This is a genomic window from Yoonia sp. R2-816 (assembly GCF_046762905.1).
Classification (GTDB): domain Bacteria; phylum Pseudomonadota; class Alphaproteobacteria; order Rhodobacterales; family Rhodobacteraceae; genus Yoonia.
In genome coordinates this window covers 14,165-39,666 of record NZ_JBKQXN010000216.1, presented here as the reverse complement: position 1 = coordinate 39,666, position 25,502 = coordinate 14,165, and the positions used below count along the sequence as shown (strand labels likewise).

Here is a 25,502-nt window from a genome sequence, read left to right as displayed (position 1 = left end):
AGAGCCCAAATGGAAGATATGTATCACGCGGACCGGGCCATGAGCACACAGCAAGACACCAAGATCTCAGCCAAAGGCGTTCAGGTCTACTATGCCGATAACCACGCCATCAAGGATGTGAATGTCGAGATTGCAGATAAAACCGTGACCGCCTTTATCGGGCCTTCGGGATGTGGCAAATCCACCTTTCTGCGCTGCCTGAACCGGATGAATGACACCATCGATATCTGCCGGGTCGAAGGGGATATTCTGCTGGACGGCGAAGACATCTATGACCCCAAGGTTGATCCAGTGCAGCTGCGGGCCAAGGTCGGTATGGTGTTTCAGAAGCCGAACCCGTTTCCAAAGTCGATCTATGATAATGTTGCCTATGGGCCGAAGATTCATGGTCTTGCGCGCAACAAGGCAGAACTTGATGAAATCGTTGAGAAATCCTTGCGCAAGGCAGCACTTTGGAACGAAGCCAAGGACCGTCTGAATGCCCCCGGCACGGGCCTGTCAGGTGGTCAGCAGCAGCGGCTTTGCATTGCCCGGGCAATTGCGACCGCGCCTGAAGTTCTGTTGATGGATGAACCCTGTTCGGCGCTCGACCCAATTGCAACGGCGCAGGTTGAAGAACTGATCGACGAACTGCGCCAAAGCTTTTCGGTGGTGATCGTCACGCACTCCATGCAGCAGGCTGCCCGGGTCAGTCAGAAAACCGCGTTTTTCCACCTCGGGAATCTGGTGGAATATGACGACACGGACAAGATTTTCACCAATCCCGAAGACAGCCGCACGGAAAGCTATATTTCCGGTCGGATCGGGTAAGGAGCGCATATGATGCACGAACATATTTCATCGGCCTATGATCGCGATCTTGAGGGCATCACCACACTGATTATGACCATGGGCGGGCTTGTCGAGGACGCGATCCTCAAGGCCGCCAAGTCGCTGGCTGATCGCGATGTCGAATTGGCAGAAAAGGTCAAGGCGGGCGATAAGGCGATTGACGCCCTTGAGATGCAAATCAACGAAGAGGCCGCGCGAACCATCGCGCTAAGAGCGCCTGTTTCCAAGGACTTGCGATCCATTCTTACAGTTCTCAGGCTGGCCGCGTCACTGGAACGGATTGGCGATTATGCCAAGAATATCGCCAAACGCACCAGCGTGTTGGTCGAGATGAGCCCGGTGAACGGCTCTGATGCTGCGCTGCGTCGGATGGCGCGCGAGGTCGAGCAAATGCTCAAGGATACGCTGGATGCCTATGTGCGCGTTGACGCGGAACTGGCCGAGGATGTGCGCCAGCGCGATCACGAAGTGGACCAGATGTATAATGCGCTTTTCCGCGAGTTCCTGACCTTCATGATGGAAGACCCGCGCAACATCACGGCGTGCATGCATCTGCATTTCATGGCCAAGAATATTGAGCGGATGGGTGATCTGACCACCAATATGGCCGAGCAGGTGATCTATCTGGTGACTGGTGAAATGCCGGATGAGGCGCGGCCCAAGGGTGACAAAACAGCATATGTAACTGACCCCAGCTAAGACCAATGGCACAACAACCACATGTTCTTGTCGTGGAAGACGAACCCGCCCAAAGGGAGGTTCTGGCCTATAATCTGGAGGCGGAGGGATTTCGCGTTACACGCGCCGAAAATGGCGAAGATGGTCTGATTTGCGTGGATGAAGATACCCCCGATGTGATCGTTCTGGATTGGATGATGCCGCATCTGTCAGGCATCGAAGTGTGCCGGCGGTTGAAGATCAAGCCAGAGACCCGTGCGATTCCGATCATTATGCTGTCGGCCCGCTCAGAAGAGGTTGATAAGGTGCGCGGTCTGGAAACCGGTGCGGATGATTATGTGGTCAAGCCGTATTCTGTCTATGAACTGATGGCCCGCGTTCGCGCCCAGCTGCGCCGTGTGCGTCCCGCCACGGTGGGCCAGGTTTTGACCTATGACGACATTGTTCTGGATGCGGAAACCCATCGGGTGACACGGGGTGACAACCAGCTAAAACTTGGCCCAACAGAGTTTCGGCTGCTGACCACTTTCATGGAAAAACCGGGCCGCGTCTGGTCGCGGGATATGCTGCTTGATCGGGTCTGGGGCCGCGATATTTACGTCGATACAAGGACGGTCGATGTGCATGTGGGCCGGCTGCGCAAGGTACTGACGCAACATGGTGGCAGTGACCCCGTGCGCACCGTGCGGGGCACCGGATATGCGCTAGGGTAAGGGTGAAACAGCGGCAGCCGCCCCGATTATTCTGCCCCGTCGTTGATGGCGTTCACAGCAAGAAATGCCAACAGAATCCCCAGAACGACATAGCTTGCGTTGATGGACGATGATTTCGCGGCCTCCGATCCCCAGCTATCGGTGGCAGCGGCAGGTGCCTGTTGCACGTTCCCGTTCAGACCATCGGCCAGGGCGGGGTTGGTGGCGAAGATGACGGCGCTTGCCGCCGCTGCAGTGATCAGTTTACGCATATCGTTTCCTTTCGGTTTTGCCGGAACGCTAGCAGACCAACGCCCGGACGCAATTGCTCAGTTGCCCCATGGTCCGTGCTGACCGGTGCCACCATCCACCCGGTCAAACCCATGCGCGCCGAAGAAATCACGCTGACCCTGGATCATGTTGGCCGTGCCCCGTGCCGTGCGCATCGCATCAAAATACGCAAGGCCCGATGACAGGGCAGGCACGGCAAGCCCATGCAGCGCCGCCTGCGCCACCACGCGCCGCAACGCATCATGATTGGCTTTCAGCATATTAGCGAATTTGGGCGCGAACATCAGCGTGCGGTCCGCGTCCTCTGCCAGTGCAGTGGCCATGTCATCCAGCATCGCCGATCGGATGATGCAGCCTGCGCGCCAGACCTTGGCGATATCGGGCAATGGCAAGGCCCAGCCAAACGCGTTTGACGCTTTGGCAATCATGTCGAACCCTTGAGTGTAGCACAGGATCTTTCCGGCGATCAGCGCGCGTTCCAATGTATCGGTGGACAGGATGTCATGGGGCAGGCGATGGGGGGCGGTGCCAAACAGATCTTCGCCCGCCGCGCGCGCATCGCGCTGTGATGACAGGTTGCGGGCAACGACCGCAGCCTCGATCGCGGGGATGGGGGCGGCAAGGTGCTGCGCCTCGATCACGGTCCAGCGCCCGGTGCCTTTCTGGCCTGCCGCATCCACGATCACTTCGAGCATTGGTTTGCCTGTCTTGGGGTCGGTGGCGCCCGCCACCTTGCCGGAGATTTCGATCAGGTAGGATTTGAGCGGGCCGTTGTCCCAGCCTGAAAACGTGTCTGCGATGCTGGCATCATCCATGGCCAGACCATCGCGCATGATGCCGTAAACCTCTGCAATCATTTGCATATCGGCATATTCGATGCCGTTATGGACGGCCTTGACGAAATGCCCGGCACCTTCTTCGCCCATCCATGTGGCACAGGCCTCACCTTCGTGCTTGGCGGCGATGGCGTTGAGGATATGTGCGACCCGATCCCAATGCGCGCGCTTGCCGCCGCCCATGATCGAGGGGCCGAACCGTGCCCCTTCTTCGCCGCCGGACACGCCGATGCCAAGGAACGGTTTGTCGCCCGCGTCCCGCGCGCGCCGGTTGGTGTCGTGGAAGTTGGCGTTGCCCGCGTCGATGATCATGTCGTCGTCATCAAGAAGCGGGCGCAGTGCGTCGATCTGGTCATCGACGGGTTGTCCGGCGGGTACCATCAGGATGATGGCGCGCGGTTTTGCGATGGCATCGACGAGGTCCTGCAGTGTTTCCGTTGCCGTGATATGGTCCGCCAGATCGCCAGCATTTTTGTGGAAGTCCTGCGTTCTGGCGGTTGTCCGGTTCCAGACGGCAATATCAAATCCGTTATCCGCGATATTCAGCGCCAGTGCAGCACCCATTGTACCAAGGCCGATCAGGCCAATTTCTGCTTTGCTCATGTGGTGGGGTTCCCGGCCTGTTTTGTCATTTGTGGCCCGGTATAGGGAAAACGGCACGGGTTGAAAACGGCCCAAGGCAGGAAATCCTGACCTTTCGCCACTTGCAATTTCTCAAAACGTGAGCAATGTTCATGAATGTCCGGAAAGGAAGACAAACGTCATGAAGGTGTTGGGTATCGGTTCCTATCTGCCACGCGAGGCGAGGCCATCGGCATGGTTCGATGACCGCTTGGGTGTGCCACCCGGACAGGTAGAGAAACTGACCGGCGTACGCACCCGTCATTACTGCAGCGATGATGAAAATCAGATTACGATGGGTGTGGCCGCAGCCGCCCGCGCGGTTGAAGACGCAGGTGTGCGCCCGGAGGATATCGACCTGATTATTGGGGCGTCTGCGGTCCCATACCAACCCATTCCGGCAACGGCCCCCTTGTATCAGCGTGGTCTGGGCATTGCCGATGGGGCCGCCTATGCCTTTGATGTCAACAGCACCTGCCTGAGCTTTGTGACCGCGCTGGATGTTTGTGATGGATTGCTGCGCAGCGGGCGATACAGGCAGGCGCTGATCATCTCGTCCGAGGTCGCATCGCGCGCCTTGCCTTGGGATGAAAGGCCCGAGGTGGCCGGGCTTTTTGGTGACGGGGCGGCCGCGGTTGTGGTTGAGGCCGGGGATGACCCGTTGCAGACACGATTGCGCACGTATCCCAGCGTTTACGAATGCTGTGGCATCGGGGCCGGGGGCACCAGGTTCGATTTTCGCAATGAGGCAGAGGCGTTTGCCGCCCACAGTCTGTTCGACATGAATGGCAAGGATCTGTTCCGGATCACGACCAAGCATTTCGTACCCTTCGTCGATGATCTGTTGGCGCAGGCCGGTTGGACCCGTGATGCGGTTGATCTGGTGGTGCCGCATCAGGCGAGCCCCATGGCGCTGGCCCGGATGATCCGCCAATGCGGTTTTGCCGAAAGCAAGGTTGTCGATATCTGCGGGACGGTTGGCAACCAGATTGCAGCCTCGATCCCTTATGGGCTGTGCAGCGCCAAGGATCGCTTGAAACGGGGTGACAAGGTTTTGTTGCTGGGAACGTCTGCGGGCGTGTCCTTTGGCGGCGCGGCGTTGGTTTACTGATGACGGTTCTGGTGACGGGCGCGACGGGGTTTCTGGGGGCGGTTCTGGCCGCAGCACTGCATGATCAAGGTGCGGACGTGATTGCGACAGGGCGAAATCAGTCGGCGCTTGGCCGGTTGGCAACGCGCGGGGTCAGAACAGTGCCGATTGATCTGTCCCATCCAGTGCCGCGGTGCGATGCCGACCGGGTTGGTTCGCTTGATGCTGTTGTGCATTGTGCTGGGTTGTCATCGCCCTGGGGCAGTCGCACGCAGTTCACGGCTGGCAATGTGGATGCCACCCGGCACGTGGCCGATCTGGCGGAACGGGCGGGCGTTTCGCGTTTCGTGATGATCTCGACCGCCAGCGTCTATTTTCGCTTTGCCGATCAGGATCGGTTGGCAGAAACGCAGGTGCTGCCGCCGCCGGTCAATCATTATGCGCTGACCAAGCAACTGGCCGAGCAGGACCTGCTGCACCGGACCGGGCTGTCGCCGGTGGTGATCCGTCCGCGCGGCATCTATGGCGCGGGAGATACCGCCCTCTTGCCGCGATTGATGCGGGTTGCCGCCAAGCGCCCGCTTCCCCGGTTTGCGCAGGATGGCGCCACTGATATCACCCATGTTGATGATGTTGTCGCGGCGATTATCAAGGCGCTGCAGGCCGGGCCGGACTTGTCGGGTCAGATTATCAACATCACCGGCGGAGAGGGGATTGCCTTGCCAGACATCATAAAGGCCGCATGTGCCGCTACTGGGGTGCCGCTGCGCTGGCGTAGGTTGCCCTTTGGCCCTGTGCTGTCCGCCGTGCGCGCCATGGAAGCGGGCGCGAAACTGCTGCCGGGTCGACCGGAGCCACCGGTGACGGCCTATAGTCTGGGCATCCTGCGCTATCGCCAGACCCTTGATATCACAAAGGCCGCGACATTGCTGGGCTGGACCCCCGAAGTGTCGTTCGAGGATGGCTTGCGCCGCACATTCAAGGACGGGGCGATGCGCCCCGGCGTGATATGATCCGGCCCGTTTTCGGCAACACCGCCACCGTCCGGACACGGCGTGGTTTCGTGCTGCGTGGCGGTGGCTGGGGTGGTGTGCGGCTGCGCGTCCGCTGCGGGCTGATCAATCATCCCAAATGGGGTCCGGTCCTGATCGATGCAGGCTATGGGCCCCGCGCATCGCAAGGGCCGGGGCGGTCGTGGCCGCTGCGGGTCTATGCGCGGATGGTTGGCATGAAGCTCAACCCGTTGGAAAGCCCGCTGGCGATGCTGGCCGATCACGGGTTTCTGCCCGAAGATGTGAAACTGGTCCTGCTGACCCATCTGCACGCCGATCACGTGTCCTATCTGCGCGACCTGCCAGAGGCGCGTTTTGTTGTGGACACGCAGGTCACCGGACCATTGCGGCACGGCGTTTTCACGGAATTGCTGCCGGCTGATTTTGCGGCGCGGTGCGTGAACATCACCGATCACGCCACCGCCGATCTGCCATTCGGGATGGGGCAGGCGTTTGATGTGCTGGGCGATGGGTCCGCCCTTGCCGTGCCATTGCCGGGTCACCTGAAGGGTCATTACGGTCTCTGTTTTCCCGGTGACACACCGCTGCTTTATGCGGCCGACGTGCAATGGCTGCGCGATGCCGTGGTGCAGGACCGGGTGCCGGGGTTTCCGGCGTCACTGGTCGCTGACGACGCGAAAGCAGCCACGGAAAGCGTCGCCTTCGCCCGTCGCTTCGTGCGCGAAGGGGGCGATCTGGTGCTGTGCCACAACCCGGCAACAACGCCTTATGACTGGACCCCGACCGATGTTTGACCTGCGGCACGCGGCACTCGCCTATTGGCGGGCGCGGCAGATCACGACAGCGCAGCAGTTGCAGGCGGTCCATGACCGGCGGTTGCAGCACTGGCTGCGCCACGATGTCCCGCGCGTGCGGCAGTATGCGGGATTTTCAGGCACGCTCACCGATCTGCCGATTGTCGACAAGGCCACCCTGATGGCCGATTTCGCGGCATTCAACACCGCCGGTGTAACTGCCGAAATGGGCTGGGCCGCCTTTGCAGAGGACAGGATGGTTGGTGATTATGTCGTCGGCGCCAGCACCGGGACCAGCGGCAATCGCGGTCTTTTCGTGATCTCGCAGGCGGAACGGTTTCGCTGGCTGGGCACGATCCTGGCCAAGGCGCTGCCCGGGTTCTGGCGCGAACAGCATCGCGTGGCGATCCTGCTGCCGCTGAACACGCCGCTTTATGACAGCGCGAACCGGCTGCGGCGGCTGTCCTTAAAATTCTTCGATCTGTCAGGGGATTGGGCGACGGGATTGCAGGCTTTTGACCCGACGGTCATCATCGCGCCCCCCAAGATACTGCGCAATCTGGCAGAGCAGAAGATGCCACTGACGCCGCGCAAGATTTATGCCGGGGCCGAGCAGCTTGATCCGTTGGACCGGGCGGTCATCGAAGCGCATTTCGGCCTGACCCTTGGCCAGATCTACATGGCGACCGAAGGGTTGTTTGCCGTCTCCTGCACCCATGGCACGCTGCACCTGTGTCAGGACACGATGCATTTCGAACTGCCCGCGGTTGGCGACGGCGACCTGCGCGAGGTGATCATCAGTGATTTCAGCCGACAGGTGCAGATCATGGCGCGTTACCGGATGAACGATCTGGTGCGTCTGGCCCCCGATTGCCGTTGCGGATCGCCGCTACAGCCACTGGCAGAGGTGGTGGGGCGGATGGACGATTGCTTTGTCCTTGGGCCGGACAAGGTGATGCTGACCCCCGATGTGATCCGCAATGCGGTTGTGGACAGTGATCGGCGGATCACCGATTTTCGGGTGCTGCAAACCGGGAATGGCACGGTCAGTCTGCAAGTTCCGGTCGGGATGGAGGTGGCATCGGCCGCGTTGAAGAGGCTGTTTCAAAACAAAGGCTTGAATATCACAATTCAGCCCAATCACACACCGATCACCCTGCGGACCGACCGTAAACTGCGCCGCGTTGAAAACCGCCATGCGCGGTGAACGGGTTCTGATCACCGGTGCGCGCGCGCCCGCCGCCCTGCATCTGGCGCGGTTGCTTCATGGGGCTGGCTGTTTCGTAGCCCTTGGCGACAGCCTGCGCGCGGCTGTCAGCTTTGCCTCTACTGCCTGCGATGCGGTCGTCGTGCTGCCCTCTGCCACCGGCGGTGCTGCGGCCTATGGCGATGCGCTGGCGCAGGCGATCACCGAACACCGGATCACCCATATCGTGCCGACATGTGAAGAGGTGTTTCACCTTGCCGGGGTCTGGGGCACGCGGGACATGGGCGCGCGGCTGTTTGCCCCCGCTCTCGATCGGCTGGCACAGGTTCACAACAAATGGCAGTTCATCGAAATTGCCCGCGGTCTGGGCCTGCCGGTGCCCGAAACGCGACTGTTGCAGGGCGCCGATGATCTGGCCGCAGTGCAGGACCGGTCCACATCGCTTGTGTTCAAACCGGTCTGGTCACGGTTCGGGACCGATGTGCAGATCTGCCCGAAGACGCCTAAACTGAAGCCCAGCGCGCGGTTCCCCTGGGTCGCACAAGACCACGTCCCAGGCACCTTGGTCAGCGCCTATGCGGTGGCCCACCGGGGCCGGGTGACGGCACTGGCGGCCTACCATCCGCTTTACCGGGCCGGGCAGGGTGCCGGCACCGCCTTTGCCCCGGTCAGCGATCCGTCCATCGCGGATTTCATCGCCCGCTTTGTCACTGGCACCGAATGGAGCGGCCAAATCTCGTTCGATTTCATAAAGGATGGTGCGGCGTTGATGGCGATCGAATGCAATCCGCGTGCGACCAGCGGCATCCACCTGTTCACCGAACCCCACAGCTTTGCCGGGGCTTTTTTCGGCGGTGGCGCTGTGAAACCGGACGCCAGCGGCCTGCATGCGGTGAAACTGGCGATGATGATCTATGGTTGGTGGCCTGCACTGCGCAGCGGAACATTCGGGCGTTATCTACAGGACTTGCGTTCAGTCAATGACGTGATGGTCTGGCCCGGCGATGTGGCACCACGTCGCCAGCAATGGCGCGCTGTCGCAGAAATCGCGCGGATCGCCCTGCGGCGACGGGTCAGCCTGCAGACGGCGGCGACCGACGATATCGAATGGAACGGGCCTAATTAGAGTTCCATTTCGATCTGGCGCGGAGTTTCCGCCGCGCGGGGCAATTCGCCATTGATGATCCGCGCAATATCCTCGCGTAGAAAATCGAGCGGGCCGATGACCGGTTTGACCTTTGGGTCATCAGGTTTGTTATCCAACGCGGATTTCAGAATCTGCCGGTCCTGATGCATCCCGATATGCAGGAAGGGTTTAAAGAGCCAGCCCTTGATATGCCCCAGCCCGCCATTGCGCGGCCCGACGCTGAACCCGATCCCGTCAACCAGCCCCGGCCTGCTTTGGCGCAGATGGAACGCAGCACCCAGCGTGATGCCCTTGTCGCTCCAGTATTCCAGCTCCACGATGCCGGGATAGCGGAAGCGGCCGATGGATTTCGTCCGCGTCCCCTCAAGCAGTTTGGTGACAATACCCTGCTGCTGATCCTCGCCTGTATAACACGCCTCGACCCAGCCGGGCCCACCTGTGACGGCGACCTGCACCGTAAAGCGTTTGTTGTTCAGACCGCGCAGAAACCCCTTGTGGATGTAATGTGTGTGGGTCGCATCAAGGATGTTTTCAGCCGTGTCCGGCAAGGTCGAATTGCTGTGATTGGTAGCGTGATGGATGATGATATCACCCTCAGCAACCGGGTGCGTGTGCGGCGGGTCGTCGGGCTGGCCATCGGCGATAAAGACAACACCGTCGGCTTCGGTCGCCGCATAGGATTTCACGCGGATCGTGGGCAGATCACCGATATGCCCGGGGATTTTCCGGCAAATCCCCTGCTGCCCGAATTCCCAGCCATGGTAGGGGCAGGCGATGGCATCGCCCGTCACCCAACCCTCTGACAAGGGCGCAAACCGGTGCGGGCAACGGTCCAGCATCGCCTGCACGCCCTGGCTGGTGCGGAACAGGACAACAGGCTGATCGTTGAACCAGATCTTGACCGGTTTGCGGCGGATTTTCCGGGCAAGCGCCACGGCGACCCAGGTTGATTTCATAGTTTGAACTTTCGCAGAATGGGGACACCGATGACATCCAGCAACATCCTGGTGATCCGCGTCGCGATGCGCGCGCGCAGGCCAAGATGGGCGACATAGACCGCAGTATATTCGATGGTAGGCTTCGCCCCACGAAAGCGTTTGAAAGCGGCGGCCCCCGCGCTCATGTTGTAGAATTTCTGATGCTCGATGGCATAGCGGTGTCCAATCGCGTTCAGCATCCGGTAAAGGCCTGTTTTTTGCGGTTTGCTGGTATCATACCCGACAACCGGCATGGTCAAGGTGTTTCCGACATCGAACAGGCCGACCATGCCGTCAAGCTGATCGTCATCACCGCGCAGCCCGATGATCTGCAACAGCCCGATCTGATGGGCCTGCGCGAGATAGCTGGCAGTGTATTGCGGGTTCAGGGCGGTGTATTTGTCAAGATAAAGCATCTCGTAAAGGGACGCGGCGCGGCTGAAATCCTCTGCACTGAACGTGGCGGCAGGTGCGATCTGATAGGTGGTGTTTTCAAGCAGCTTGCGGTCGCGTTTGGCGTCTGCCGTCAGTGTCCCGCTGTCCTGCGGATCAAAGATGTAGATCTGCCGCGATGGCAACATCAGAAACCCGCTTGATCTGAGTGCGGTGATCGTACCGGTATCCGCAACCGGGTTCAGCGATCGGATGACGATGGCGCGGTCAGGATCGCTTTGCGTCAGGTCATCGCGCAGCGCCGTGGCATCCTGTGCAGTCAGGGCAGGCACCGGGTTGGTCGAAAACAGCCAGTTGTTGGGCTGTACCTGTCGGTGAAGTCCCGTTGCCCGGATCAGCGGGCGACAGGCACGGATCAGGGCGATCAGCGTCTTTTGCAGTATCGGATGGGTGGCAAGATTGCGTGTCTCTTCAATGGCATAGTCGACATAGGCGACAGTCGGACTGCAGATATAACAGGTTGGCGCATCACTGCGACTGATCGGCAGGGTCAGATCACCGATGCTGTAGCTGTCGATCTGCGCGGTCAGGTTGGTGATCAGGTCCGAGGAGGGCGCGCGGTTGAAGATTTTCGTCAGTTTGCCGACCAGATCCGGCTGGTTGGCAACGCCGCCTGTCATGACGTCTTTTCAATGATCGTGACCGCGCGGTAGCCCGCGATCATGTCGGGTGCGACCTCGTAAGGGACATCGTTTTCCCGGATAAGATGCATCAGCGGGGCGGTGTCGCGAGCTGTGTCGCTGGCCACATAGACCATATGCGGGCGGCGGCGCAGGACGGCGCGCGTGGCCTCCGCCAGGCTTGGCTTGATCCGGTTGAGGTTGCCGATGTTGTGCCATTTCGCCAGCGTGTCGATCGTGCGGCTGACCCGGGATTGGCGGATGATCCGGTCGGCCTTGCGCAGGGGGTTGCAGGGTGCTGCCTCCCACGGAAACTGCCGGGCGATGGCATCGACGAAGTCGCGGCTGACATCGTGACCGGCCAGATGGGGCAGGGTGGTGCAACCGTGATACCCGCCGCTGGACCGGATCGTGTCATTCAGAACGGTTCGACTGACAAGGCCGGAGACGACACCACCGAGGATGCCGGAGGGGATCAGCCAATCAGTATCTGTCGGGGCCATCCATGCAAAACCGCCGATATCGCCAAGGGTGGCCATACGTGGTTTTGGGATGCCGCAATCAGGGGCGGCCTTGGCCAGCTCACCCGCAATGGCACCTTTGCCCGTCCAGCCATCGACAAATACTACAGATTCAGCTGCGTGTTTGGACAGGATATGTCGCATTGCCACATGATCGAGGCCGCGATCACGGATGATGGAAATACCGTAGTGATGACATTGGCGGCCCAGTGTTTTCAGCGCACGTTTGAGCAGGACACCCACAGGCAACCCCGCCCTTGCGAGGCTGACCAGCGTGATTTCACCGTCAATCTGCCCGGCAATCCCCTTGGCGAGCGAAACGACAGATTGCGCCATCAGCGGCCCGTTCTCGGCGAGGGCCGCATCGTAGATACCCATGTATTGCGCCGTTGGCGGCGCCTCTGGCGCCAGCAATTCCGAATAATGCAATGTGCCGCTTTGGATCAGCGCCTCTTTCTGCGCCACAGGGGTGGGAGCCATATCGACCACCTGCAGCAACAGCGTCACGTCATCAGTCGCGTAAGAGCCGGAAAAACTCATAGTGCCGCCGCGATCTGGCTGCCGGTCGGTATCATCAGGATATCGGCAAGCTGCATGTAATGCAGATCGCTCAGGCTGTCGCCAAACCCCATTGTCGGGCGGCTTTCATCGGCGTTCAGATGGGCGTGCAGATATCTGGTGGCCACCGCCTTGCCTGATCCCGGCGGGATCAGGGCGAGCGTTTCGGAATTGAAATGGCGGGTCCAGTTGGTGACGGGCACGGGCAGGGTCTTCAGGGCTTGCAGGCTGTCTGGTGTCACCTCGTTCAGTTTGAACACCACATAAGTGGCAACCCCATCCTCTTCCACGATCCATGACCGCACGTCGATGCCGGCGGCCTGTGCCGCAATGCGGCCTTCGGTGAGGATCTGGTCCATCGTGTCGGCGAGCGGCGCAAGTTGGCGTTCCATCTGCACCTTCCACGGGGTGTGCGGTGTGCCGTCAGGTTCAAGGATCACCGCCCCATTGGAAATGATCGCCCAGGACCGGAACGGCAGATCAACGCGGGCGAACGCATCGCCGGACCGGGCGGTGACTGGGATCAGCTCCGTGGTAGCATTCAGCCATTCGAACAAGGCCGATTGCCGGGCGGTCATGAACGATGACTTGCGCGGGTCGCCATTGGCGGCGACGGCGACCTGCCGGTGCGGATCAGCCCCGTTCATCTTGCGCCGGGTCTGGAACAGCGTGTCGTCAAGATCGGCAAAGACGAGTGGTTTGGGGTCAGGCATAAAGGCTCAGAACCTCGGGGTTCAACGCATCCAGCAACACCGGATCAACGCTGCCTGGTGGGGTTTCGACGCACAGAATGATGCGGTCATAGGCGTCAGGATCGACGTTATAAAGGTAGTTGGGCAGGCCCAGCCCATAATTGTCCCGACACCGGATCAGATCGGTGATCATCAGTCCCTTGAAAATGGGTGATCGTCCGACGGCGGCAAATTTCACATCCTCGCCCGCATGGGCCAGATGTTCGGCCAGCAGAAAAGGCTGCCAGACAAATTCAGACGTGCCAAGGACAAGTGTCCGGCGCCCGGGCCGCGCGTCACTGTCCAGCATCCGGTGATTTTCGACAATGCCCTGCCGCCCCCAATCGGGATTGCGTGTCAGATCATAGGCGCCCTGTTCGGCCACATCATCGGGCAGGCGGGACAAGGCGACATTGTTGCTGGGCGTCCAGCTATAGCGGCCATTGGCCAGCGCGGTGCTGGTGACCTTTGCGTCTGGAAAAACAGATGCCACGGCGGCGGCGGCCTTGCCTGCGGACCAGTCCGTCAGGAAAGTGCAGATGATATGATCTGGGGCAATTCCCCGTTCATTCAGCGCACGGGCGAGGTTATGTAGCGTCTTGCCAGTTGTCGCCTCATCATCCACGAGAATAAGCGTCTTGGCATTCATCAGCATGTCACGATGGGTCGGATCGGACGGCATGTGCATCAGTTGATGGGTGGCGTGGCTGTGTTCTTCCTTGAAATGGGCAAGCATGTTGTCGCTGAGCGGGTGGCGCGTTGTTGGCAGGTATAGCGCATCATCGCGCCCCAGCGCATCATGCACACCCGCACCCATTCCGATGGCAGTTTCGGCCATGCCCACGACAAGGATCGGGCCGGGCAGGTCGGGGGGCATTTGCGCGGCAAGGTCCAGATAGGTCTGGCGCATCACCCGCGGGCAGACGGGCACATAGCGGCCCAGCACCTTGCTGACGAAAATGAACGCGCGTTTCGGGTTGCGCCGCTCTGCAAATCCGAACAAATCTTCGGGGGGCAGGAGGCTATTGAACACCTCAACCGCCGCACTTCCAGTTGTCATGTCGGCCGTCAGTTTCATCTGCATCCTCCTGAAAGTGTTGTGTTAAAATATTTGCGCGACCCGATTTGAAACGGATCGCGCGATTGTCAGGGCAGGACATCCCGCCCCGTAAGGCGTTAGCCGATATTCACACCATGCTGAGAGGCGAGCGCGCCCAGACCGCCTGAGAAGCCCTGACCCACGGCCTTGAACTTCCACTCGTCACCATGGCGATAAAGCTCACCAAAAATCATAGCGGTTTCGGTTGAATAATCCTCGGACAGATCGAAGCGCACGATTTCGGCGTTGCCGGAATTGTTGACCACGCGGACAAAGGCGTTAGAGACCTGACCAAAGTTCTGGCCACGGCTGTCGGCATCGTGGATCGTGACACCAATGACCAGCTTCTTGACGTCAGCAGGAATGCTGGGCAGTTCGACCTTGATCTGTTCGTCGTCGCCTTCGCCTTCGCCTGTACGGTTGTCACCGAGATGCTCAACACCGGCGCCCGTTTTGTTGTTGTAGAAGATAAAGTCCGCATCGGACCGCACCTTGCCGTCTTCACCGGTGATGAACATCACCGCGTCGAGGTCAAAATCCGCACCATCCGTGGCGCGCGTGTCCCAGCCCAGACCGACCATGGCAGAGGTCAGACCCGGAGCCTCCTTTGAGAGAGAAACGTTGCCGCCTTTGGAGAGGGATACACCCATGTTCAATTCCTTCTTTTTTGAATGATTGGCATTAAGCCGTTGAAGTTACGGGATATGATGTATGGTCATATCCTGCGGTTTTTAGGGGGAAGAAACTCGGATTGTCGTCAGATATGACTATCCGATATTCACACCAAACTGGTTACACATGGCCCCAAGACCCCCGGCATAGCCTTGCCCGACTGCCTTGAATTTCCATTCGCCGGCATTGCGGTAAAGCTCACCAAAGACCATCGCGGTCTCGGTCGAATAATCCTCGGAAAGGTCAAAACGCACGACCTCGGCACCGGTATCTTCGTTGACGATCCGAATAAAGGCATTGACCACCTGACCAAAGTTCTGGCCGCGACTGTCGGCGTCGTGGATCGTGACTGTGATGGCGATTTTTTCCACATCGGCGGCCATCTTGGACAGATCGACCTTGATCTGTTCGTCGTCGCCGTCACCTTCGCCGGTCCGGTTGTCGCCGGTATGGGTCACCGACTTTTCGGCGCTTTCCATCTGATTGTAGAAGATAAAATCGTGATCGCCGCGCACCTTGCCCGTGGCGTTAAGCAGAAATGCAGAGGCATCGAGGTCAAAGTCCGCCCCGTCCGTGCCCCGTTCGTCCCAGCCTAGGCCGACGACCATCCGCTGCATGCTCGGGTCTGTTTTGGTCAGGCTGAGGTTGCCGCCTTTTTGAAGTGAAAGTCCCATTTAATCCTCCTTTTTATGCTGTCATTTGCGGCACAAGATATTGCGCCGCGACGAATGCGGCATAGGCCGCGACCATGATGTAGCCCATCGTTTTGGTGATCTTGCCAATGGTCAGCATCCAGATGGCAAAGCCAACTGACACCCCGACTGTCGCCCACATCTGTATCCCGGTCAGGACCGGCACAACGTCAAGCGGTTTGATTATCGCGGTCAGGCCGATGATGGACAGGATATTGAACGTGTTGGATCCGATGATATTGCCCAGGATCAGGCCAAGCGACCGCTTGCGGGCTGCAGCGATACAGGTCGACAATTCGGGCAGTGATGTACCGAAGGCGACGACGGTCAAGCCTATGATTGCTTCGGGAACCCCGATGATCGTACCGGTGACAACCGCGCCCTTGACCAGCATTTCCGATCCGACAGCCAGTGAGACGAGCCCGCCGATCAGAAAGGCAACCGCGACACCCATGGTTTGGATGCTGCCACCTTCATCATCGTCGTCATCTTCCTCAAGCTCGAGGCTGTTCGTGGCGTATTGGTAGCCGACGAAAGCCACCAGAATACCGAACATGATCAGGCCGAGCACCAGTGAAAAGACGCCCACCATCATACCGTAGATCAGAATGCCGGTCGCCAGCAGCATCATGACGAGATCCTTCATCAGATCCTTGGCCTTGCCTTCGATCTGCAGGACAATCGCGGTCGCCCCCAGCACCAGCAGGATATTGGCGATATTCGAGCCCAGCACGTTGCCAAGTGATATGCCAGGAAAGCCCTGCAGGTTGGCGTTTACGGATGTGAAGAGTTCCGGCACCGACGTGCCGAAAGAAATGATGGTGGCCCCGATGAACAAAGGGGACAGCCCAGTACGTTCGGCCACAAAAACGGCCGCGTCAATCGTCCAATCGCCACCCTTGATCAGCAAATACAAGCCAAACAGGACGGCACCCGCCGACAATACGAAGAGTTCGTAGTTTGAGAGATCCAACAGATTCAGTCCTGATCAGAGGTCAAATTCGGACGGGGACAGGCCCAATTCCGTGCAGATTTCAGATACTACCTTGCGTTCGTCCGCGTCGAAATCGCCATCGGCGGCTCCGATCACACAGCAGACACGCACCATTGTCCGGGCGGCCTCATCATTGCCGCGCAGGCGGGTGATCTTTTTCATCGCCTCGATCTTGCCGATGGCCGCGTCGAATTCGAACCCTTCGACGATCTTGTTGAAGCTGGCGATGACCTTGGACATGTCAAACACGCTCAGCTCTTCAGAGCGGTTGATGAACGCCGCCATCTTCTGTTTTTCTTCGGAACTGATATTGCCATCCGCTGCGGCCACAAGGGCGCAACCGGCAACAACGGCTTCCATGAAATCGTTGTTCTTGTATTTCGCCACCTCGGTTTTCATCTTGTCCCGGGCGGCGGCAGCATTTGTTTTCAGCCAGTTCAGCATTGTCTTAATCCCCTTCTTATTTACGTCCGGCGCGCCATTGCAGCGGATACCGGTAGTGTTCGCTCATTTGTGGATGGGCCTGGAAGTATCTGACTTCCCTTGAAAATTTGATCCCACCATTGTCGTTCGTGATCTCGGCTATGGCGCACATACCAAGATTGCTGGCCTCGTCCAACTTGACCTCGACCGGGCCACTACCCGGAATATAGATCGTGATCACCCCGTCGGCAGAGGCCCAGTTCGGCACGCCTTCATAGATGAACGCGTAAACCAGCACCCGGCGCAGATGCTGCCATTGACTGCCGTTGATCCGCATCCATTCGCCACCTGCAACCTCACCCGTGCGGTCATCGCCTGCAAGTTCGATGAACGGTGCCTGTTCGTACCGCCCGAACGTGTTGCCCAGCGCCTGTACGGCGCCGACAGCACCATCTGACATTTCGAAAAAGCAGCCAAGGTCAAGGTCAATCGCTTTGCCGCGCGATCCGAATATCCCTTTCTTCTTGGCGCCGGTCTGGGTCCAGTTGAGGTTGATTTCAATCTGGCCAAAACCCTCGCTTTTCTTGGCGAGGCTGACTGATGGCTTGTCCTTGGTCAGCGTGACCTTTGACAGATTGACCGACGGTGCCGGGCTTGGCGCTGGCGGCGGTGTCGGGGCAGGGGGTGGCGTTGGTGCCGCGGCGGGCGCGGCATCAATCACCACACCGTAATTGGTGGCTAGCGGGGCCAGCCCGCCATTGAACCCTTGGGCCACCGCGCGGAATTTCCATTGGCTGTTACGCAGGTAAAGCTCACCCAGGATCAGTGCGGCCTCTGATGCGTCGCCCGTTGCGATATCAAAGACGACAGCCTCTCCGCCATTAGGGGCCGCTGTCACGCTGAGCGTTTCAAGCGCGCTGACCGGTCCAGCGGCCGTTGTGCCAACAATAGCGACAGATGTGACATCGCTGGCCAGCTTTGACAGATCAACGGCAAAGCTGGTTTTGCGTCCGACACCTTCGGCAACAGCAAGATCTTTTAACTGGACAGATCCGTCTTTTGATTGGCGCTGTCCGTAAAAGATCATGTCGTCGTCGCTGCGGACCTTCTTGGCGTCGGTCAGCAAAAAACAGGAGACGTCCAGTTCTTCGGCATTGGGGTTGCGGTCTTTCCACGCCACAGTCACCTGCAGCGTGGTCGAAGAAAGCGGGGCATTACCGCCCTTTGTCAAATTCACCATATCAATTCCCTATCAGACTTGTGCGTGCAAGTGCTGTGATTGTTGGGGTTCAGATATGCTGCAGGGCGTCAGGGACAAGCTCATCCGCTTTGCGGCCCACGCCGGGTGCGCCGACGGCCTTAAGCTGCCAATCACCACCGCTGCGTGACAGCACCGCCATCACCACGCCGGTATGTGCGCCCTGATCGGTCAGGGTGAAGCGGCAGAGTTCCTTCTGAGTGTCGTCGTCCATGATGCGGCAGAAGGCGTTATCAACTTCGTTGAAGGTCTGCCCACGATAGGAATTCACAAAGAAAACAAGCGTTTCGACGTTGCTGTCCAACCGGTCTAGGTCGATCTTGATCACCTCATCATCGCCGTCACCTTCACCGGTCAGGTTGTCGCCGGTATGCAGGATCGATCCGTCGGCTGACTGCAACTGACCAAAGAAGACAATGCCGGTGGGCTGTTTGGAAGCGTCAAAAGTGATTACAGAAGCATCAAGGTCAATATCTTTTGGACCGGTCAGCTTGGCAAAGAACCCTTTGGGCGCAACCGGGTCCCAGCCCAGCCCCATATGCACGCGCTTGAGGCCTGCAGATTCCTTTTTCAGGCTGATGGTTTGTCCCTTTGACAGAGAAATGGCCATTGATGTCTCCCTTTTATGATTGCTTGGAGGATATTTAGGACGTGACGTTCTGGTTTAAAGTGCTGTCTGGATGACTTGACAAGCGTTTAAGCGGGTAATCGCGACATAATCACGACAGTTCTGTGGCTGTGCCTGCCAGTTGCACCTGAATAAGGCGTCCGCCGTTTTGCGTATCTAGCAGAATGCGGGCATCGTCACCCAAAACGGTGCTGCCGCCAATGGGGATCGCGGTATCGGTGCCGATATCTTTCATATGCGGCAATCCTTCGTTGACCATGTGCCACTGACCGTTGTGTTTCTGGAAATAGGCCAGCCGCGCCCGGTCGGCGGGGGCAAGCCGTTCATTGGGCGATTTAAAGCGGTTGGCGTGCCAGGCATAAAGCCCGATCCCGTCATAAACCGTCACCCGGTAATTGTCGGGCCGGAAACTTTCGCCGGACCGGGCGGAGTACAGGTTCAGGATGGGCACGTCTTTCCCGCAAGGTGTCGCGCAGAATGGGCAGGTCGGTGTGGTGGTGTTGTCAAAGACGAACCATTTGCCGGTACAGTTGCTATTGGTGCAGGGCAGCAGCATGTCGGCGGTATAGACCAGCGCGCGTTCCCAATCATCCGCGCGGGGCCGCTGGGCGGGGTCATGCAACCCGTCGATAAAGGCCCGCTTGAACAGGTCCGTGATCAGTGGCCCGCAGAGTGACATCGGCATCTTGTCCGTATCCGCCCATGGCAATTCGCTTTCGCGGACATGGTCGATATTGATCCGGTTCGATGGATCATCGGGATGTTCGACAAAGAGCGCATGTTTGCCCATCGACAGCATATCATCGCGGGCGCTGTCGTTTACGTCATGGATCTTGCGTCCCTTCAGCGGATGGCGCAGCGTCAGATACATATAGATCAGCACTGCCAGCGCATGCAGATCGGTCTGCATGCTTGGCAGTTTGCGGCGTGGGTTGGTGATTTCCAGATGCTGGGTCGCGACCACCTCGGGGGCCACGAAGTCGGGCGTCCCCACTACCTCTGGCGGGAATTTGTCAGGCACCACCAGACCGTCGATATCGATGATGCAGGCATCACCCGTCAGTGGGTCGACGAGGACGTTTTTGTAGGACAGGTCTGAATGCGCAAGGCCAGAGGCGTGCAGGCGCCGCACCGCGCGCGCCAGCCGGATGCAGATCTTCAGATAACCCAGCCAATCGCCCGCCTCGCGCGGATCAAGGAACGTATTGCGGTTATGGGCCGAGGCGAACCACTTGCCCTCTTTCTCCTTGCCCTTGATCCGCAGCCGATCATTGTCGAACGATCCATTCTGGAAAAAGAACTGGCTGTCGAAGACCGGGACGACCACGCCCACAGTCCCGTTCCATTCGACAAGCGCCTCGGGCCAGCGGAACAGTCTGGCGAGCGTATCGCCACCGGCCCCTTCGAGGATTGATTTGCGATGAGCGCCGACGATGGCCTGCAACCGCTCCATCCCTTGCCGGTCGGGCTTCGTGCGGTAAAAACCGATCACGGCACGCCGACCTTCTATCCAATGGACGTTTTTCATCCCCCCTTGGGCGAAATGCTTGGGTTCAAAGGCGATATCGGTGCCGTCTGTCGTCTTGGTGCGGATCATTTCTTGGTCTCGGGCGGGGTCAGGATAGCGATGGTGCGGTCGTCATGTTCGCCTTTGACCTTGAAGTTCAACCACTCAAGCAGGGCGGTTTCATCAAGGTCTGCGATTTGATCGTAAAGGGCGATCCATGCGGCGGGGTCTTGTGTCGCCGCCTCTGACACGAACATCGGGTCGGATACGCCATCTGTCATCAGCATGAAGGCGGTGAAATCCGGCACGGTGCGATGGTGGATGCGGGCAGCGATGTTGGCTTTGTCAGCAAAAAGGTCGCTGCGCAGGAACGTCGTCTGGCCTGCGAATTCTCCATTGTCGGCGGACATCATCAAAGGGTTGTCGTCGGCGATAAGGCCGACTAGGCCGTCACCGACTGAGATGCTCGCGAAGAACCAGCCATCATCTGTTTTGCGAGCGATTCCGATCAGTAGTGTCGTGCTGAATGACTGCAGGCGCTGCCCGGTGTCGCGAGCGAGGTCATCAAGCGCGTCAGCGGCCAGACCAGCAGTGGCACCAAGCGTGTCATATAGCGCTGTGTCCAGATCGGCGTGGGTAGGATCGGCAAGATGGGTCGCCAGCAGATGTGGCAATTCGGTAGCGGCGGTTTCGACAACCGTTTGCGAGCCAAGGCGGGAGTACTCGGCACTGCCTGCACCGTCGGCCACTGCCAAGATATGCCAGCCGGTATCTGCATCGAAATAGATGCGCGTATCATCATCCCGCGGCAGCGCCTTGTGCGCGTGAGACCGGCCCCGGCGGCTCGCCGCAATCATCAGCCCATCGCCCTCGACCCGGAAACTGGCGGTATCGGGTTTGGGATAGGGCAGGGTGTCCCAATCGACGGGCAGGTCTTTCCATATCGTCCACGGGTCGGGGCTGGCGGGCAGGCGCAGGTTGACCGCCACATCCTTGTTATTGATCGTCCCGCGAAAGATGAACTCATACATCTTGGCGGTGTGAACCGTGCCGCTGATGATCCATTTGCCGGAAGTCTTGTCCTGTTCAAAGGTCAGATCGGCATCGTCCGGCCAATCCACTTCGATGCGTGTCAGCCCTGCGGGTTCCAGCAACTCGGCGGCAAAGTATTCGCCCACTGTCGCGGCCCGACTGAGCCGCCCTTCAAGATATCTCGGCGGCATCTATCCCAGACCGCGATTGACGTTGAAGCCTTCGCCGGGGGCGGAGGCGCCATATGTGCCAGCCCCGCCGCACCAAGGGCAGACCGCCTGTTTGGTGCGCACATCAAGGCAATGGATGCCGCCGCATTTGCCGCAATGGGCCATGGTGATTTCGTTCGGGCAGTGCGGGCAGGATGACCCGCCCATCAGGTTTTGCACATTCATCTCTTGCATGGCACCGCCATCTGCGCAGAGTTCAAAATACTGATTGCTGACCCCCTGCGCGGCCCGGAATTCATAGATGCCAGCCTGATGACGCGACTTCTCGTATTTCAGCAGGAAGGGCAGTTCGTTGGTTTCGCATTTGCCGATCACGACGGCATACCGGTCATCGGGCAGCCCGGCACTGATCCCGTCATCTTCGGCCAACTCGTCGGGCATGTTCTTGGACAGGTTCACGCCGTCACCCGCAGCGCCGATGCCAACGCTTTGGCTTTGAATGGTGATGGATTGAGTGACCCACGTAATCAGGTTGGCGAATGCATTGTCGCTGATGTCGTTCAGGATCATGGTCTTGTCTGAGATCTCGCGCAGGCCCTTGAGATCCGCACGACCACCGACGGAGATCGAGACCAAGCTGGCCTTGCGCGCGTAGTCTGATTTCCACCTTGTCATGGCAGACCCCGGATTATCAGTGGGCACGCCATCGGTCAGCAGGAACACGATGGGTTTCCAGTCGCCTTTGCGCTCGGGCGTTGTGGGGGTCACGTCGTGATCAATCCGCTCCATCAGCAGCTCAAGTGCGGCACCCAGGCTGGTGCCGCCGCCGATGGGCAGACGCGGTGGATAAAGGTTGGCCACCTCGACCATGGGTGTGATGACCTTGGCCTTTCCAGCAAAGGCGATGATGGACACCTGTGCGGTTTCCAGCGCTTCGGGAATGGTTTTCAGCGTGTCTGACAGCTTGGCCAGACCTTCATCAAGCTGGCGCATCGTGTCGCCAATCATCGATTCGGAGACATCGATCAGGAAATAGACGGGGAGCATCCGCATGGGACTGCCTCCTTAGATAACGATATTGATTTCGCGCGGGGGCGGGGGCAGTTCGGTGCCATCAGCCGCAGCTGCATTCTGGGACCGGCTGCCATCGGCAATGACATCACTGACCCATTTGAAAAACTGCTCAAACCCTGGACCGTCGAGCGTATCCAACATGGCGACTGAGGTGCAAAAGCGTTTGAGCGCCGTCACATCCGCTGAGGGGCCTGCGCCGCATCCTACCATGGCAGCGAATCCTGCGGATTTGATCGCCTCGACCTGTTCGTTAAAGACCATCGTGTCAGACGGCTTGCCATCGGTCATGACGAAAAGAAGGGGGGCCCAATCGCCCTTGCCTTCGTCAGAGCCGACGCGGACCTCCGATTTTACTTTCTGCTGCACCAATTTCAGCGCTTCGCCCAGGAATGTGGGGCCACTGTTCGGTGTTTCAAGCGTCACTTGCGGAAAGGCGTCGAGCGGCGTGAGTTCCTGCATCACGCGTGCCTCAAGATCGAAGGTGATCAGGCCGATATGGACCGTGTCCAGCGCATGTGGATCCTGCCGCAAGGTCGAAAGCAGGACCTGCATGGAGTTGTTGACTGCGTGAATCGGTTCGCCCCGCATGGAGCCGCTGGTATCAAGCAAAATGTAGACGGGAAGGCGGCGCATAAAATCTCTCAGCAATCAGTTACAATCAGGGGTATTGTTCGGCTCCAACGCAACCCTGAGATACCAATCGGGCAGAAGTTGGGCATCTGTCGTCTCCTTGTCGGGTTCTGGAGGCCGTGATAGAATAATATTCTAGGGTGGACAATGTACGACGCTGATCTGGTTTCGCCACGCATTGCACGCGACTTTTCTTTTTTGGCTGAGGCCCATGCAATACTGCGTGGCAAGTTTGGTTAATGTACGCCTTTAGTAAATATTAACCGCTTGTGCTTACTCCAACTTTGAACCCAAAGGAGAGTTTTTCACAATGTTATCAGTATCAAGGATCGACACCGTCCTGATCTGCATCGGTCGTGCGTGCGTTCGACTAGACACGTGCTAGGCATCCGTTTCGTCCGCCGAACGGCTGGTGCCAGATGGTGCCCGGCGGACATAAGCAAGGCAGCTAGCACCAAATTGGCCAAATTCCGCCTAAGTTTTTACTTAATGCGGATGGAGGTTGACGTTGTGTTGCGGAGTTGACCTCCGCGAAAAACAGTAATCTAAGTCCGACCATTCCACCGAGTAAATTTAGTTAGCCAGTATTTTGGAAAGGATCAATTTTCAGGAGAGAGATATGTCGAGTAGTGACGTCTCAAGAAAGCTTAGTCTGAAGTCCGCGCTCGCGCTATCCTGCGCGATGCTGGTTCCAGCGGCCAGTTTGGCCGGTGAAGTCACCCTGCGATCCGCTGACGGAACGGTGAACATCGTTGGTGAGTTCGTCGATTTCGACGACAACAGTTATGTTGTCAAAACGGCGCTGGGGGACCTGCGTGTTTCCGCATCACGGGTCAGTTGTATAGGCGAATCCTGCCCCACCTTCGGGACGGTCGAGGCTGACGTTACGATCGTTGGCTCTGACACCATCGGTGTTGGCGTGATGCCTTTGCTGTTATCTGGCTACGCAGCCTCAAAGGGCGCGCAAGCGACGATCACCTCGACCGGTGACGGCAACGGTGCGGTTGCCGAAATCGTCGGGGATCAGGGATTTGGCGACGTTTTGGGCGAATATCTCGTTTCATCCACAAGTTCGAACGATGCGTTTGAAGCGTTGCTTGACCAGACGGCCTCCGTCGGTATGGCGACTCGCCGCATCCTGCCGCAGGAAGCTCGCGCGCTGCGCAGCGATGGGGCCGGCAACATGATCGACCCCAGCCAGGAACATATCCTGGCACTTGATACACTGGTTGTGATCGTTAACCCGAACAATTCGGTGAGCGAACTGACGATGGATCAGTTGCGCGACATCTATAGCGGCCGCATCACCAATTGGTCCGAAGTGGGCGGTGCTAACGCGCCGATTACGCTTGTTTCCCGTGCCGAGGATTCTGATACACGCGACGTGTTCAAAAACGTGGTTTTTGGTGATGATGCCCCCCGTGATCCCGGTTCTGTCGTCATTGCGCGGGACAGCAACGAAATGGCTTTGGTCGTCAATTCGGACGTGAATGCGATCGGTTATTCGGGGTTCGCGTTCCAACGCGGCGCACAGCCGGTTACGTTGATCAACGAATGCGGGTTGAGCATGACACCCGACAGCTTCTCGGCCCGGACCGAAGAATACGCCCTGCAGCGTTTCCTGTATCTCTACAACCGCAGCGATACGAGCGATGAGTCGGTCACCGACTTTATCGAATACGCGCTTTCCGAACCCGCTGAAGAGGTCGTTTCAAAGGCTGGCTTTATCAGCCTCGGCGTTGATCGGCGGGCGCAGCCACTGGACGGTGATCGTGCCCGGCAGTTGCTGGATCCAAATGTCGATCCTTTCGAAGGCCTGCTGATGCGCGAGATGCTGTCGCAAATGGTCGATTATGACCGGCTGTCGACCACGTTCCGGTTCCAGACGGGTTCGCAGAACCTTGGACAGCGCGGGATGCTGAATCTGGCACGCCTGGCCGATTATCTGGAGAAGCAGCCTGACGGGACAAATGTACTGTTTGTCGGATTTACCGATGATGTCGGCGCGTTCGAAAACAACCAGCAGCTGTCTGTGTCGCGTGCCGAACGGGTACGGGCCAATCTGGAAGAATTCGCCGGTAACCGGTTGTCCAACATCACGATGGGTGTTGCAGGCTTTGGCGAAGTTGCGCCTGCTGCGTGCAACGTCTCTGACAGTGGTCGACAGATCAATCGTCGCGTGGAAGTCTGGATCCAGACGGCCAATGGCTGATTTGGCTGTCGGGAAACTGACGGCCGTCGTATCTGGCCTTGGAGGTGTCTT

The 25,502-nt window shown here is 58.8% G+C and carries 26 protein-coding genes; 9 read left to right on the top strand and 17 right to left on the bottom strand.

The genetic code is table 11. From position 1 onward, the window contains the following. The first annotated feature begins 9 nt into the window (after positions 1-9). Genes pstB through phoB form a run of 3 tightly spaced genes read left to right on the top strand, consistent with a single transcriptional unit; the run spans position 10 to position 2,222 of the window. Positions 10-810, top strand: a complete 801-nt coding sequence (gene pstB, locus ACFWW2_RS14325; RefSeq protein ID WP_393928887.1) for a phosphate ABC transporter ATP-binding protein PstB — start codon at positions 10-12, stop codon at positions 808-810. A 12-nt stretch (positions 811-822) separates the two neighbouring features. Next, positions 823-1,530 (top strand): phosphate signaling complex protein PhoU, encoded by a 708-nt coding sequence (gene phoU / locus ACFWW2_RS14320; protein ID WP_393928885.1) that lies wholly within the window; start codon positions 823-825, stop codon positions 1,528-1,530. A gap of 5 nt (positions 1,531-1,535) precedes the next feature. Beyond that, positions 1,536-2,222, top strand: a complete 687-nt coding sequence (gene phoB / locus ACFWW2_RS14315) for a phosphate regulon transcriptional regulator PhoB (protein WP_393928883.1) — start codon at positions 1,536-1,538, stop codon at positions 2,220-2,222. 26 nt (positions 2,223-2,248) lie between these two features. Here the strand turns inward: phoB and ACFWW2_RS14310 are convergent, their stop codons facing one another. After that, entirely contained in the window at positions 2,249-2,473 is a 225-nt protein-coding gene (locus ACFWW2_RS14310) for a hypothetical protein (protein WP_393928881.1), read from the bottom strand. 57 nt (positions 2,474-2,530) lie between these two features. After that, positions 2,531-3,931, bottom strand: a complete 1,401-nt coding sequence (gndA, locus tag ACFWW2_RS14305) for an NADP-dependent phosphogluconate dehydrogenase (RefSeq protein ID WP_393928879.1) — start codon at positions 3,929-3,931, stop codon at positions 2,531-2,533. Positions 3,932-4,091: 160 nt separating this feature from the next. On the opposite strand from gndA, the gene ACFWW2_RS14300 reads away from it, so the two are divergent. From ACFWW2_RS14300 to ACFWW2_RS14280, 5 genes are read left to right on the top strand one after another with little or no spacing between them, the layout of a single operon-like run. Beyond that, on the top strand, positions 4,092-5,060 hold the full coding sequence (locus ACFWW2_RS14300; protein WP_393928877.1) for a 3-oxoacyl-[acyl-carrier-protein] synthase III C-terminal domain-containing protein: 969 nt from the start codon (positions 4,092-4,094) through the stop codon (positions 5,058-5,060). Beyond that, on the top strand, positions 5,060-6,052 hold the full coding sequence (locus ACFWW2_RS14295; RefSeq protein ID WP_393928875.1) for an NAD-dependent epimerase/dehydratase family protein: 993 nt from the start codon (positions 5,060-5,062) through the stop codon (positions 6,050-6,052). Before ACFWW2_RS14300 ends, ACFWW2_RS14295 begins: the two co-directional genes overlap by 1 nt. Beyond that, positions 6,049-6,846 carry an MBL fold metallo-hydrolase gene (locus ACFWW2_RS14290; protein WP_393928873.1) on the top strand — a complete coding sequence of 266 codons (798 nt, stop codon included), beginning with the start codon at positions 6,049-6,051 and terminating at the stop codon, positions 6,844-6,846. The genes ACFWW2_RS14295 and ACFWW2_RS14290 overlap by 4 nt, the downstream gene beginning before the upstream one ends. Beyond that, complete coding sequence (locus ACFWW2_RS14285) at positions 6,821-8,053, top strand: CoF synthetase (protein WP_393928871.1); 1,233 nt, start codon at positions 6,821-6,823, stop codon at positions 8,051-8,053. Before ACFWW2_RS14290 ends, ACFWW2_RS14285 begins: the two co-directional genes overlap by 26 nt. Beyond that, on the top strand, positions 8,043-9,179 hold the full coding sequence (locus tag ACFWW2_RS14280) for a hypothetical protein (protein WP_393928870.1): 1,137 nt from the start codon (positions 8,043-8,045) through the stop codon (positions 9,177-9,179). The genes ACFWW2_RS14285 and ACFWW2_RS14280 overlap by 11 nt, the downstream gene beginning before the upstream one ends. Here ACFWW2_RS14280 and ACFWW2_RS14275 read toward each other — a convergent pair. The 15 genes from ACFWW2_RS14275 to ACFWW2_RS14205 form a co-directional block, all read right to left on the bottom strand. Continuing rightward, positions 9,176-10,156, bottom strand: coding sequence for a Rieske 2Fe-2S domain-containing protein (locus ACFWW2_RS14275; protein ID WP_393928868.1), 981 nt, complete (start codon positions 10,154-10,156; stop codon positions 9,176-9,178). The two genes, ACFWW2_RS14280 and ACFWW2_RS14275, sit on opposite strands and share 4 nt — an antisense overlap. Continuing rightward, a complete protein-coding gene (locus ACFWW2_RS14270; RefSeq protein ID WP_393928866.1) occupies positions 10,153-11,250 on the bottom strand; it encodes a GNAT family N-acetyltransferase in 1,098 nt (365 codons plus the stop codon). The genes ACFWW2_RS14275 and ACFWW2_RS14270 overlap by 4 nt, the downstream gene beginning before the upstream one ends. Then, positions 11,247-12,311: a cysteine protease StiP domain-containing protein gene (locus ACFWW2_RS14265; RefSeq protein WP_393928864.1), complete on the bottom strand. Its 1,065-nt coding sequence runs from the start codon at positions 12,309-12,311 to the stop codon at positions 11,247-11,249. Before ACFWW2_RS14265 ends, ACFWW2_RS14270 begins: the two co-directional genes overlap by 4 nt. Then, positions 12,308-13,042, bottom strand: a complete 735-nt coding sequence (locus tag ACFWW2_RS14260) for a hypothetical protein (RefSeq protein WP_393928862.1) — start codon at positions 13,040-13,042, stop codon at positions 12,308-12,310. The genes ACFWW2_RS14265 and ACFWW2_RS14260 overlap by 4 nt, the downstream gene beginning before the upstream one ends. Next, positions 13,035-14,138, bottom strand: a complete 1,104-nt coding sequence (locus ACFWW2_RS14255; RefSeq protein ID WP_393928860.1) for a phosphoribosyltransferase domain-containing protein — start codon at positions 14,136-14,138, stop codon at positions 13,035-13,037. The genes ACFWW2_RS14260 and ACFWW2_RS14255 overlap by 8 nt, the downstream gene beginning before the upstream one ends. Positions 14,139-14,236: 98 nt before the next feature. Then, complete coding sequence (locus ACFWW2_RS14250; protein ID WP_393928858.1) at positions 14,237-14,809, bottom strand: TerD family protein; 573 nt, start codon at positions 14,807-14,809, stop codon at positions 14,237-14,239. Between the two features lie 117 nt (positions 14,810-14,926). Next, the gene (locus tag ACFWW2_RS14245) at positions 14,927-15,505 is read right to left on the bottom strand and encodes a TerD family protein (RefSeq protein WP_393928856.1); all 579 of its coding nucleotides are present in this window, start codon (positions 15,503-15,505) and stop codon (positions 14,927-14,929) included. 13 nt (positions 15,506-15,518) lie between these two features. After that, entirely contained in the window at positions 15,519-16,496 is a 978-nt protein-coding gene (locus ACFWW2_RS14240; protein WP_393928854.1) for a calcium/sodium antiporter, read from the bottom strand. 15 nt (positions 16,497-16,511) lie between these two features. Next, positions 16,512-16,961: a tellurite resistance TerB family protein gene (locus ACFWW2_RS14235; RefSeq protein WP_393928852.1), complete on the bottom strand. Its 450-nt coding sequence runs from the start codon at positions 16,959-16,961 to the stop codon at positions 16,512-16,514. A gap of 16 nt (positions 16,962-16,977) precedes the next feature. Next, positions 16,978-18,180, bottom strand: coding sequence for a TerD family protein (locus ACFWW2_RS14230; RefSeq protein ID WP_393928850.1), 1,203 nt, complete (start codon positions 18,178-18,180; stop codon positions 16,978-16,980). Between the two features lie 49 nt (positions 18,181-18,229). Beyond that, complete coding sequence (locus ACFWW2_RS14225; protein ID WP_393928848.1) at positions 18,230-18,808, bottom strand: TerD family protein; 579 nt, start codon at positions 18,806-18,808, stop codon at positions 18,230-18,232. Between the two features lie 109 nt (positions 18,809-18,917). After that, the gene (locus tag ACFWW2_RS14220; protein WP_393928846.1) at positions 18,918-20,423 is read right to left on the bottom strand and encodes a helix-hairpin-helix domain-containing protein; all 1,506 of its coding nucleotides are present in this window, start codon (positions 20,421-20,423) and stop codon (positions 18,918-18,920) included. Continuing rightward, complete coding sequence (locus tag ACFWW2_RS14215; RefSeq protein ID WP_393928844.1) at positions 20,420-21,556, bottom strand: PP2C family serine/threonine-protein phosphatase; 1,137 nt, start codon at positions 21,554-21,556, stop codon at positions 20,420-20,422. Before ACFWW2_RS14215 ends, ACFWW2_RS14220 begins: the two co-directional genes overlap by 4 nt. Then, the gene (locus tag ACFWW2_RS14210; RefSeq protein ID WP_393928842.1) at positions 21,557-22,588 is read right to left on the bottom strand and encodes a TerY-C metal binding domain-containing protein; all 1,032 of its coding nucleotides are present in this window, start codon (positions 22,586-22,588) and stop codon (positions 21,557-21,559) included. Between the two features lie 12 nt (positions 22,589-22,600). Continuing rightward, complete coding sequence (locus tag ACFWW2_RS14205; protein ID WP_393928840.1) at positions 22,601-23,242, bottom strand: vWA domain-containing protein; 642 nt, start codon at positions 23,240-23,242, stop codon at positions 22,601-22,603. 616 nt (positions 23,243-23,858) lie between these two features. Between ACFWW2_RS14205 and ACFWW2_RS14200 the strand changes: the two genes are divergently transcribed. Continuing rightward, positions 23,859-25,451 (top strand): phosphate ABC transporter substrate-binding/OmpA family protein, encoded by a 1,593-nt coding sequence (locus ACFWW2_RS14200; RefSeq protein WP_393928839.1) that lies wholly within the window; start codon positions 23,859-23,861, stop codon positions 25,449-25,451. Positions 25,452-25,502 lie beyond the last annotated feature (51 nt).